This window comes from Methylobacterium aquaticum, assembly GCF_001043915.1.
GTDB classification, from domain to species: domain Bacteria; phylum Pseudomonadota; class Alphaproteobacteria; order Rhizobiales; family Beijerinckiaceae; genus Methylobacterium; species Methylobacterium aquaticum.
Map to the genome: position 1 here is coordinate 45,752 of NZ_LABX01000154.1, position 9,658 is coordinate 55,409.

The 9,658-nt window shown below is 71.0% G+C and carries 10 protein-coding genes and 2 pseudogenes; 8 read left to right on the top strand and 4 right to left on the bottom strand.

Going from position 1 to position 9,658, the window contains the following annotated elements; all coding sequences use genetic code 11:
* Window positions 1-549 (top strand): molybdopterin-guanine dinucleotide biosynthesis protein B, encoded by a 549-nt coding sequence (mobB, locus tag VP06_RS19625; protein WP_048465471.1) that lies wholly within the window; start codon window positions 1-3, stop codon window positions 547-549.
* The gene (locus tag VP06_RS19630; RefSeq protein WP_048465472.1) at window positions 533-1,786 is read left to right on the top strand and encodes a molybdopterin molybdotransferase MoeA; all 1,254 of its coding nucleotides are present in this window, start codon (window positions 533-535) and stop codon (window positions 1,784-1,786) included. Before mobB ends, VP06_RS19630 begins: the two co-directional genes overlap by 17 nt.
* Window positions 1,787-1,977: 191 nt before the next feature.
* On the opposite strand, the gene VP06_RS19635 is transcribed toward VP06_RS19630, so the two are convergent.
* Window positions 1,978-2,199 (bottom strand): helix-turn-helix domain-containing protein, encoded by a 222-nt coding sequence (locus tag VP06_RS19635; protein ID WP_048465473.1) that lies wholly within the window; start codon window positions 2,197-2,199, stop codon window positions 1,978-1,980.
* 254 nt (window positions 2,200-2,453) lie between these two features.
* Between VP06_RS19635 and paoA the strand changes: the two genes are divergently transcribed.
* From paoA to VP06_RS19655, 4 genes and pseudogenes are all read left to right on the top strand, one after another.
* Window positions 2,454-3,053, top strand: a complete 600-nt coding sequence (gene paoA / locus VP06_RS19640) for an aldehyde dehydrogenase iron-sulfur subunit PaoA (RefSeq protein WP_048465474.1) — start codon at window positions 2,454-2,456, stop codon at window positions 3,051-3,053.
* A complete protein-coding gene (locus VP06_RS19645) occupies window positions 3,050-4,000 on the top strand; it encodes an FAD binding domain-containing protein (RefSeq protein WP_048465475.1) in 951 nt (316 codons plus the stop codon). The genes paoA and VP06_RS19645 overlap by 4 nt, the downstream gene beginning before the upstream one ends.
* 3 nt (window positions 4,001-4,003) lie before the next feature.
* Window positions 4,004-6,223 carry an aldehyde oxidoreductase molybdenum-binding subunit PaoC gene (paoC, locus tag VP06_RS19650; RefSeq protein WP_048465476.1) on the top strand — a complete coding sequence of 740 codons (2,220 nt, stop codon included), beginning with the start codon at window positions 4,004-4,006 and terminating at the stop codon, window positions 6,221-6,223.
* 118 nt (window positions 6,224-6,341) lie between these two features.
* Window positions 6,342-6,755: pseudogene (locus VP06_RS19655) on the top strand ((R)-mandelonitrile lyase).
* Between the two features lie 213 nt (window positions 6,756-6,968).
* On the opposite strand, the gene VP06_RS19660 reads toward VP06_RS19655, so the two are convergent.
* The 3 genes from VP06_RS19660 to VP06_RS19670 all read right to left on the bottom strand — a co-directional run bounded on the left by VP06_RS19660 (window position 6,969) and on the right by VP06_RS19670 (window position 8,321).
* Window positions 6,969-7,727, bottom strand: a complete 759-nt coding sequence (locus tag VP06_RS19660; protein ID WP_048465477.1) for an outer membrane protein — start codon at window positions 7,725-7,727, stop codon at window positions 6,969-6,971.
* A gap of 133 nt (window positions 7,728-7,860) precedes the next feature.
* On the bottom strand, window positions 7,861-8,082 hold the full coding sequence (locus tag VP06_RS19665) for a hypothetical protein (protein ID WP_048465478.1): 222 nt from the start codon (window positions 8,080-8,082) through the stop codon (window positions 7,861-7,863).
* A 17-nt stretch (window positions 8,083-8,099) separates the two neighbouring features.
* Window positions 8,100-8,321 (bottom strand): hypothetical protein, encoded by a 222-nt coding sequence (locus VP06_RS19670; RefSeq protein WP_048465479.1) that lies wholly within the window; start codon window positions 8,319-8,321, stop codon window positions 8,100-8,102.
* 147 nt (window positions 8,322-8,468) lie between these two features.
* Between VP06_RS19670 and VP06_RS19675 the strand changes: the two genes are divergently transcribed.
* Both VP06_RS19675 and VP06_RS19680 read left to right on the top strand, forming a co-directional pair.
* Window positions 8,469-9,302, top strand: a complete 834-nt coding sequence (locus tag VP06_RS19675; RefSeq protein WP_048465480.1) for a DUF6502 family protein — start codon at window positions 8,469-8,471, stop codon at window positions 9,300-9,302.
* Window positions 9,303-9,313: 11 nt separating this feature from the next.
* Window positions 9,314-9,658 (top strand): annotated as a pseudogene (locus VP06_RS19680) (DUF5666 domain-containing protein); the annotation flags it as partial.

Consider the following 9,658-nt stretch of genomic DNA (forward strand, 5'->3'; position numbering starts at 1 on the left):
GTGCGGGTCATCGGCCTCGCCGGCTGGTCCGGCGCCGGCAAGACGACGCTCCTCGTCCGGCTGATCCCGGCCTTGCGCGCCCGGGGCCTGCGCGTGGCGACGCTCAAGCACGCCCATCACGCCTTCGACGTCGACCAGCCGGGCAAGGATTCCTTCCGCCACCGGGAGGCCGGCGCCGGCGAGGTGATCGTCTCGTCGCGCCGCCGGGTCGTGCAGATCCGCGAGGTCGCCGAGGAGGCGCGCCTGCCCGATCTGCTGCGCCGGTTCGGGCCCTGCGACCTCGTGGTGATCGAGGGCTTCAAGCGCGAGGCTCATCCCAAGCTCGAAGTCTACCGCCACGCCAATGGCCGCCCGCCGCTCCATCCGGACGATCCCCGCATCGTCGCGGTGGCGAGCGACCATCCTTTCCCGGAGGCCGGCCGGCCCATCGTCCCCCTCGACGCGGTGGAGGCGGTCGCCGATATCGTGCTGGCGCGGTCGGAGCCCCTCGCCGCAATCCTGGAGAGGCTGGAAGCCCGGAAGGGGACCCCTCATGGCGCAGCTGACTGACGACTGCTTCGCCTTCGGTGGCCCGCTGCTCTCGGTCGAGGATGCCGCGGCGATCATCGGCCAGCGGCTGCCGGTGCTCGCCGGGATCGAGACCGTGCCGCTGCCGGAGGCCGACGGGCGGATCGCCGCCGCCGACGTTCTTGCCGGCCTCGACCTGCCGCCCTTCGACAATTCCGCCGTCGACGGCTACGCGGTGCGCTTCGCCGATCTCGCCGCCGGGTCCGAGACCGTGCTGCCGGTGCGCGGGCGCCTGCCGGCCGGCGCCGCTCCCGGGGCGGTGGGCGTCGCGGGGTCCGCGATGCGGATCTTCACCGGGGCGCCGATGCCGCCCGGCGCCGACACCGTGTTCATGCAAGAGGATGTGCGGCGCCAGGGCGATGCGGTCGCGCTGCCCGCCGGGCTGAAACCCGGCGCCAACCGGCGCCGTGCCGGGGAGGACGTCGCCCGGGGCGGCCTGGTGATTCCGGCCGGCCGCCGCCTGACCCCGCCCGATCTGGCGCTTGCCGCCGCTACCGGCCACGACCGGATCGCGGTGCGCCGCCGCCTGCGGGTCGCGGTGTTCTCGACCGGCGACGAGCTCGCCGAGCCGGGGGCGCCGCTGCGGCCGGGCGCGATCCACGATTCGAACCGGGTGCTGCTCGTCGCGCTGCTGCGCCGCCTCGGGGCCGCGGTGAGCGATCTCGGCATCCTGCGCGACGATCCCGCCATCCTGCCCGACCGCCTGCGGGGAGCCGCGGCCGGCCACGATCTGATCCTCACCTCCGGCGGCGTCTCGACCGGGGAGGAGGATCACGTCAAGGCGGCGGTGGAGGCCGCGGGCCGGCTGGTGTTCTGGCGCCTCGCGATCAAGCCCGGCCGCCCGGTCGCGATGGGGCTCGTCGGCGACGCCGCCTTCGTCGGCCTGCCGGGCAATCCGGTCGCGGTCTACGTCACGCTGCTCGTCGTGGTCCGCCCGCTGCTCGCCCGCCTCGGCGGCGCCCTGCTCGAACCCTCCCCGAGCCAGCCCGCCCGGGCCGCCTTCCGCTACGCCAAGAAGGCCGGGCGGCGGGAATATGTCCGCGTCTCGCTCCGGCGCGGGGCCGACGGGGCGGTCGAGGCGGTGAAGTTCCCCCGCGACGGGGCCGGAATCCTGTCCTCGCTCACCGGCAGCGACGGGCTCGCCGAGCTGCCGGAGGCGGTGACGGGCGTGATGGAGGGAGACCGGGTGGAGGTCTTCCGGCACCCGCTCCTCTGGTAACGGGCTCGCCCCGTTCTTGTGGTTCTTGCTCACTTCGCGAAGGTCAGGCGGCAGGAACCACAGAAGGGGCAAGCCCACTCCCCGCAGGCGTGTCCCGGAACTCCATCACCGCGCTGAGTTCGACCTCGCTTGGCGAGAACCGGGGGGCGACGCCGCCGAGAGCGGTTCACGATCGCGGTGCAATCACGAACCTACTCCAGCTCTTTGATTTTGCCGCATTTTCTACGACGAACCGGTATCCACTTCGTCGGAACATGCTCTTGCAGGCGCATCCCGACCCGCGTCTCCAACCCGGTCTTGGCGTGGCTCAGCGCCGACTGCGTGACGCCGAGGCGCTCGGCGGCGCGGGTAAAGCGGCCCTCACTCGCCACGGTCGCGAAGGAGAGCAGGTCGGGCCTATCCTGTCTCGCCATCGCCCATCCCCGGCCGAGCCCGTCGTCCCTGGCCCCACACGACGACGCGCGGATCCATAAGCCACGCTCATAAGTCGACGTAGAAACGGAAGCTCATCGTTGCGGCCAAGTGCCGTACCTTGGAGCCTATCCAAGCTCGCCGGGTTGCCCGGGCATCCCCTGAACGATGCACGACCTTCGGTCGGTCATCCCCCGCAAGCTCGGAGGCCATCATGGGTCGTCCCGGAGACATCTCATTGAATCGGAGAGACCTGATGGTCGGAGCATCCGCCGCGGCGGTCCTGGCCGCCACGCCAGCCGGCGCCCGCGCCAACGCGGCCGCCGCCGGCACCGACAAGCCCGTGATGGCGAAAGTGTCGCTCACCGTGAACGGGCAGCGCCGGGAGCTTGAGCTCGATACCCGCACCAGCCTGCTCGACGCGGCGCGCGAGCACCTGCACCTGACCGGTTCGAAGAAGGGCTGCGACCACGGCCAGTGCGGCGCCTGCACGATGATCGTCGACGGGCGGCGCATCAACGCCTGCCTGACGCTTGCGGTCATGCACCAGGGCTCGGACATCACCACCATCGAGGGGCTGGGCCAGCCCGACGCCCTGCACCCGATGCAGGCGGCGTTCGTGAAGCACGACGGCTACCAGTGCGGCTACTGCACGCCGGGCCAGATCTGCTCCGGCGTGGCGGTGCTCGCCGAGATCAAGGCCGGCATCCCCAGCCACGTCACCGCCGACCTTACCGCGCCGATGCAGGTCACCGAGGCCGAGATCCGCGAGCGCATGAGCGGCAACATCTGCCGCTGCGGCGCCTACTCCAACATCGTCGAGGCGATGACCGAGGTCGCCGGGAGGCCCGCATGAAGTCCTTCACCTACGAGCGCCCGTCGAACCCGGCCGAGGCGGCGGCCGCGGTCGCGCGCACGCCGAACGCCAAGTTCATCGCCGGCGGAACCAACCTGCTCGACCTGATGAAGCTCCAGATCGAGACGCCGACGCACCTCGTCGACGTGAATGGTCTGGGCCTCGACCAGGTCGAGACGACGCCGGAGGGCGGCCTGCGCATCGGCGCCCTGGTGCGCAACACCGACCTCGCCGCCGACGCGCGGGTCCGGAAGGATTACGGGGTTCTGAGCCGGGCGCTGCTTGCCGGAGCCTCCGGCCAGCTGCGCAACAAGGCGACCACCGCCGGCAACCTGCTCCAGCGGACCCGCTGCCCGTACTTCTACGACACCGCCCAGGCCTGCAACAAGCGCCAGCCGGGCTCGGGTTGCTCGGCGCTCGACGGCGTGAGCCGGTCGCTCGCCGTCATCGGCTCCAGCGATGCCTGCATCGCGACCCATCCGGGCGACATGGCTGTGGCCATGCGGGTGCTCGATGCCACCGTCGAGACGGTCGACGCCAAGGGGGCCGAGCGGAAGATCGCCATCGCCGACTTCCATCGCCTGCCCGGGGACAAGCCCGAGATCGACACGACGCTGAAGCCCGGCGAGCTCATCACGGCGGTGACGCTGCCGAAGCCGGTCGCCGGCACGCACATCTACCGCAAGGTCCGCGACCGGGCTTCCTACGCCTACGCGCTGGTCTCGGTGGCGGCCATCCTCGGCAAGGACGGCAGCGGGCACGTCGCCTTCGGCGGCGTCGCGCACAAACCCTGGCGGGTCGAGGCGGCCGAGGCCGACCTGCCGCGCGGCGCCAAGGCGGTCACCGACAAGGTCTTCGCCGGCGCCAAGCCGACCGAGGACAACGCCTACAAGCTGAAGCTCGCCGAGCGCACGCTCGCGGCGGCGCTCAACCAAGCGAGGGCCTGAGCCATGAAGTTCGACACCCCGGCGGGCCAGAACCCCATCGACCAACTCAAGGTCGTGGGCAAGCCGACCGACCGCATCGATGGCAAGTACAAGACCACCGGCACGGCGCCCTACGCCTACGAGCGCCACGACGTGGCGGCGAACCAGGCCTACGGCTACGTCGTCGGCGCCGGCATCGCCAAGGGGCGCGTGCGCCGCATCGACACGTCGGCGGCCAAGCGGGCGCCCGGCGTCCTCGCCATCGTGACGACCCTTGAGCATCCCCGCATGGAGCGGGGCAAGATGAACGCTGCGTACCTGTTCGGCGGCGACGAGGTGCAGCATTACCATCAGGCCATCGCCGTGGTGGTGGCCGAGACCTTCGAGCAGGCCCGGGCCGCGGCCTTCCTGGTGACGATCGACTACGCCCCTGTATCCGGTCAGTTCGACCTCGCCGCGGAGGCGAAACGCGCCAAGCCCGTGCCGGGCGATAGCGGCGAGGGCAGCGGCGGCAATGGCGAGGAGCGTGTCGGCGACTTCGAGGGCGCCTTCGCCCAAGCTCCGGTGCAGTTCGACGAGACCTACTCCACCGCCGACGAGAGCCACGCGATGATGGAGCCGCACGCGACCATCGCGGCGTGGGACGGCGACAAGGTCACCCTCTGGACCTCGAACCAGATGATCGCCTGGGGCCATGGCAGCCTCGCCAAGATCCTCGGCGTGCCGAAGGAGAACGTCCGGCTCGATTCCCCCTATGTCGGTGGCGGGTTCGGCGGGAAGCTGTTCGTGCGCGCCGACGCGGTGCTGGCGGCGCTCGGGGCCAAGGCGGCCAGGCGTCCCGTGAAGGTGGCGCTGACCCGTCCGCTCGTCATGAACAACACCACGCACCGGCCCGCCACGATCCAGCGGGTGCGGATCGGCGCGACGAAGGACGGCACCATCACGGCCATCGCGCACGAGAGCACCTCGGGGAACCTGCCCGACGGCGATCCCGAGACGGCGGTGAACCAGACGAAGCTGCTCTATGCAGGGGCGAACCGCCTGACCGCCCTGAAGCTCGCCCATCTCGACCTGCCCGAGGGCAACGCCATGCGCGCCCCAGGCGAGGCCCCCGGCCTGATGGTCCTGGAGGTCGCCATGGACGAGATGGCGGAGAAGCTCGGGCTCGACCCGGTCGAGTTCCGCATCCGCAACGACACCCAGGTCGACCCGTCGGATCCGAAGAGGCCCTTCTCGCACCGCGACCTCGTGGGCTGCCTCACGCGCGGCGCCGAGAAGTTCGGCTGGTCCAAGCGCAACGCGAAGCCAGGCCAGGTCCGCGACGGGCAATGGCTCGTCGGCCTCGGCATGGCGGCGGCGTTCCGCAACAACATGGTGATGAAGTCCGGCGCGCGGGTGCGGCTGGATGGGTCCGGCACGGTCACGGTAGAGACCGACATGACCGACATCGGTACCGGCAGCTACACCATCATCGCCCAGACGGCGGCCGAGATGATGGGTGTGCCGCTCGACCGGGTCGTGGTGCGTCTGGGCGACTCCGCGTTTCCGGCTTCCTCGGGTTCCGGTGGGCAGTTCGGCGGCAACTCCTCGACGGCCGGCGTCTACGCCGCCTGCGTGAAGCTGCGCGAAGCCGTGGCGCAGCGTCTCGGCATCAACTCCGCCGACGCCGTCTTCGTTGACGGGCAGGTGCGGGCCGGCAACCGCGCGGTGCCGCTCGGCGAGGCGGCGAGCAAGGGCGAACTCTCGGCCCAGGATACCATCGAGTTCGGCGACATTTCGAAGAAGCAGCAGCAATCGACCTTCGGGGCGCATTTCGTCGAGGTCGGTGTCGACGCCGACACGGCGGAGATCCGGGTCCGGCGGATGTTGGCGGTCTGTGCGGCTGGGCGCATCCTCAACCCGAAGTCCGCCCGCAGCCAGGTCATTGGCGGGATGGTGATGGGCACCGGCGCTGCCCTGATGGAGGAGCTCGCGGTCGACACCACGCGCGGCTTCTTCGCCAACCACGACCTCGCCGGGTACGAGGTGCCGGTCCACGCCGACATCCCGCACCAGGAGGTGGTCTTCCTCGACGAGGTCGACACGATGTCCTCGCCGATGAAGGCGAAGGGCGTGGGCGAACTCGGCATCTGCGGGGTCGGCGCGGCGGTGGCGAACGCGGTCTACAACGCCACAGGCATCCGCGTGCGGAACTACCCGATCACGCTCGACAAGCTCCTCGACCGCATGCCCGACGCGGCCTGAGCACCCTGAAGGGAGCAGGACCATGTACATCCCGGTCGGGGCGTCCTCGCTCGCCCCGACCGTGATCCTCGCTGGCGGAGTGGGCCTACCCTTGTGCGCCAGCCCCACGGACAAGCCGGTGACCGTCCAGCGGAGCGGCTCCCAGCCCTCGACCAAGGGCTCGCCGGAGGGGTCCACCGGCTCGGTCCGGGTCGACTCGATGCTGAGGGAGACCGAGCGTTCCCGAATGTCGGGCGGGCTGGTCACCTTCGAGCCCGAGGCCCGCACGGCCTGGCACACGCACCCGCTCGGGCAGACGCTGATCGTCACGGCCGGGGCCGGACGGGTGGAGCGATGGGGTGGCCCGGTCCAGGAGATCACCCCGGCGACGTGGTGTGCATCCCGCCCGGCACGAAGCACAGGCACGGGACCCGTCCCACCGCCGGCATGAGCCAGATCGCCCTGCCGGACGGGGTGGACGGAAAGGTCGTCGAGGGGATGACGCACGATCACCGAGGCGCAAGACCGCGGCGAGTCCCCGACACTGAGATAGCCCCGGAACAGGGGAAAAGGCGCGACTGCGTGGGTTCGGCAGGCCCCCGAACGTTCTCAGCGATCGATGTAATCGCACGAACGGCAACAAGACCGCCCCTGTTTTGGAGGCGGCCTCGTTGGTATCCTTCACGTCCCAGGGCGGAACTTCGCGCCTAAACCGGAACTTTGCGTCTTGGCTCACCTCTCGAACGTCCTGACGCTCGGGGGGATATCAGTCCGTCGAGAACCGGTAGTTCAGGCCGGCGCGTACCACGCCGAACTCTGCCTTGGGCTTGCCAAGGCCGACATAGGCGTTGGTCCCGGCGTCGTAGACGAGGCCGCCGCTGCCGCCATTGCGGTCGAGGCCGACGTAGAGCGCCTCGATCCGGGCGCTCAGGCGCTCGGTGATGGCGTAGTCGATGCCCCCTCCCGCGGTCCAACCGGTGCGGAAGGTCCCGGGCAGGGTGCCGGTGTAGACGGAAGCGGTCGCAGGGCGACTTCCGCCGCCATACGCGAAACCGCCGGTGCCGTAGACCAGGAAGCGGTCGAAGGCATAGCCGATCCGCCCGCGCACCGTCCCGAACCAGTCGAGGCTGGGGCCGACATCGGTGAACGTCGTGGTGCCGACGAGGCCGCTGGGCGCGTGCCCGAAGGTCGTGCCCTGGATGTCGGCCTCGGCGCCGATCACGAGGCCGGAGCCCGGTGTAAACTGATAGTTGTAGCCGATCTGGCCACCTCCCACGAAGGCGGCGTCGCGGCTGCCAGGGGTCACGGTGCCGTAGGTGGCGTCGGTGAAGGAGCCGCCGCCGCCGAATCCGGCGCCTGCCGTCACGCCGGCATAGAAGCCGGTCCAGGTGAAGACCGCGACGGGGGTGAAAGCCTGCGGCGCGGCAACCCGGCGCGGCAGGTCGGCGGCGGCGGCCGGGACGGCGAGGGCCACCGTGAGGGCGAGCGTGCCGGCAAGGCCGAGCGTGTCGGTCAGTCTGGTCATCGGGATACCGTTTCGTGCGAGTCTCTTGAGGAGGCCGGCCTTGAAGAGTCCGGCCCTTGCGGGGTCCGGCATGGGGCAGGCCGCGCCGTCGGGTGTCGGCCGACCTGACGCCGATCGCCGTCCGGACCGGACTTCAGAGGTTCTGGACAATGACGATCGCCTGGAGGGCGACCAGCAGGATGGCGCCGCCGATGACGAGGCAGAGGGCGACGACGATCAGGGCTTCGCCGCCATCCGTCGGCTCGCTCCGGGAGCGACGGGAGTCGGCAAGGCGGGGGCCCCGGATCGCCGGGGCCGGGACGGCCCGGCCGATGCGGGCGGAACGGGGCCGGTCGCGGCGCAGGGCTTCGAGCATGGGGGCGAACTCCTTGGTCAGCGGGTGGACACGAACGGCATGGGATGGACGGGGCCAGCCAGCGTCGCCGCCGCCACCGGCACTCCCAAACCGGCCATGACCGCGAGGCCGCGCATCAGCATCGCGAGGGGCAGCCGCGCCACGGACCGGCGCCGGGCGGCGGCTGCGGGGGAAGCCAGCGCGATCCGGAGCGGCTCGGCGGACCGGCAGACGAGAGGAAGGGGGAGAGGTCTGGCCATCGGTGGGTCCTGCGGCAGCTGGCGGTGTGGGAAATCTGACCACGCCCCGATGTCTATGTGGGCAAAATTCCCACGTCAATCGAAAATCGTCGTGCGTCGGGTGGTCGTGGGATTGTGTCCCACGGCGCCTGGGCTACAACGACCCGGATGTCAGAGCCGTCCCCGAGAGTGCCGCCGGATGCGGGCGCGTTGCAGGCCCCCCTCGCCCGGCTGCTGCGCCCGCTGGTGCGCTTGTTCGTGCGCAGCGGGATCACCTTCCCGGCGCTGACCGACCTGTTGCGCGAGCTTTACGTGAACGTCGCCGAGTACGACTTCGCCCTGCCCGGCAAGGACCAGACCGACAGCCGGGTGAGCCTGCTCACCGGCATCCACCGCAAGGAAGTGCGGCGCCTGCGCGGCGCCGGCGCGCCGGTGAGTGCGGTGCCGGCCTCGGTCTCGCGCACCAGCCGGATCATCGCCCGCTGGGTCGCCGCGCCGGACTTCACGGATGCCGACGGCCGGCCCATAGCCCTGCCAAGGGTGGCGGAGAGCGGCCCGTCCTTCGAGAGCCTGGTCGCCTCGGTGACCCGGGACCTGCGCCCGCGGGCGGTGCTGGACGAGTGGCTCGACCGCGGCCTCGTCACCCTCGACGACCAGGAGCGCATCGTGCTGGCCGAGGCGGCCTTCGTGCCGAGCGGCGGCGGCAGCCAGCAGCTCTATTATTTCGGCCGCAACCTCCACGACCACATCGCCGCCGCGGTCACCAATATCCTGGAGGAGAAGCCGCGCTTCCTCGAACGGGCCGTGCATTACGACGGGCTGTCGCCCGAGCTGGCGCGGCGGCTGGAGACGCGGGCGCGGGAGATCGCCATGGAGGCGTTGCAGCAGGCCAACCGCGAGGCGCATGCCGCCTGCCAGACCGATCCGGGCGGCGAGGCGCGCTGGAACTTCGGCATCTACATCTATGCCGAGGACGCCTCCCGCCCCGCGCCGAAGGCGTGAGGGAACGGCCGATGCCACGCGCCTCCTCCGTCACCCGGCGCGGTCTGCTGCGCCTCCTCTTCGGTGCGAGCGGGCTCGCGGTCACGGGGCCCGCACGGTCTACCGGCGACAAGGTCCTCGATCAGGGCATCGGCGGGACCGGCATCCGGCCGGGGCCCGACGAGGAGGGCGACCGCGGCATCGGCGGCACCGGCGTCGTCGGCACCATCCGGGGCTTCGGCAGCATCATCGTCAACGACCTGCGCATCGCCTACCCACCCGACGTGCCGGTGATGATCGACGGGCGCCCGGCCCGGGTCGAGGACCTGCGGGTCGGCCAAGTGGTCCAGACCCTGGTCCAGACCCTGGTCCAGACC

Coding starts and splice junctions, on each gene's coding strand:
- VP06_RS19675 (WP_048465480.1), top strand. CDS start 8,469: ATGTCAGAGCCGTCCCCGAGAGTGCCGCCGGATGCGGGCGCGTTGCAG.
- VP06_RS19630 (WP_048465472.1), top strand. CDS start 533: ATGGCGCAGCTGACTGACGACTGCTTCGCCTTCGGTGGCCCGCTGCTC.
- paoA (WP_048465474.1), top strand. CDS start 2,454: ATGGTCGGAGCATCCGCCGCGGCGGTCCTGGCCGCCACGCCAGCCGGC.
- VP06_RS19645 (WP_048465475.1), top strand. CDS start 3,050: ATGAAGTCCTTCACCTACGAGCGCCCGTCGAACCCGGCCGAGGCGGCG.
- VP06_RS19635 (WP_048465473.1), bottom strand. CDS start 2,199: ATGGCGAGACAGGATAGGCCCGACCTGCTCTCCTTCGCGACCGTGGCG.
- paoC (WP_048465476.1), top strand. CDS start 4,004: ATGAAGTTCGACACCCCGGCGGGCCAGAACCCCATCGACCAACTCAAG.
- VP06_RS19670 (WP_048465479.1), bottom strand. CDS start 8,321: ATGGCCAGACCTCTCCCCCTTCCTCTCGTCTGCCGGTCCGCCGAGCCG.
- VP06_RS19660 (WP_048465477.1), bottom strand. CDS start 7,727: ATGACCAGACTGACCGACACGCTCGGCCTTGCCGGCACGCTCGCCCTC.
- VP06_RS19665 (WP_048465478.1), bottom strand. CDS start 8,082: ATGCTCGAAGCCCTGCGCCGCGACCGGCCCCGTTCCGCCCGCATCGGC.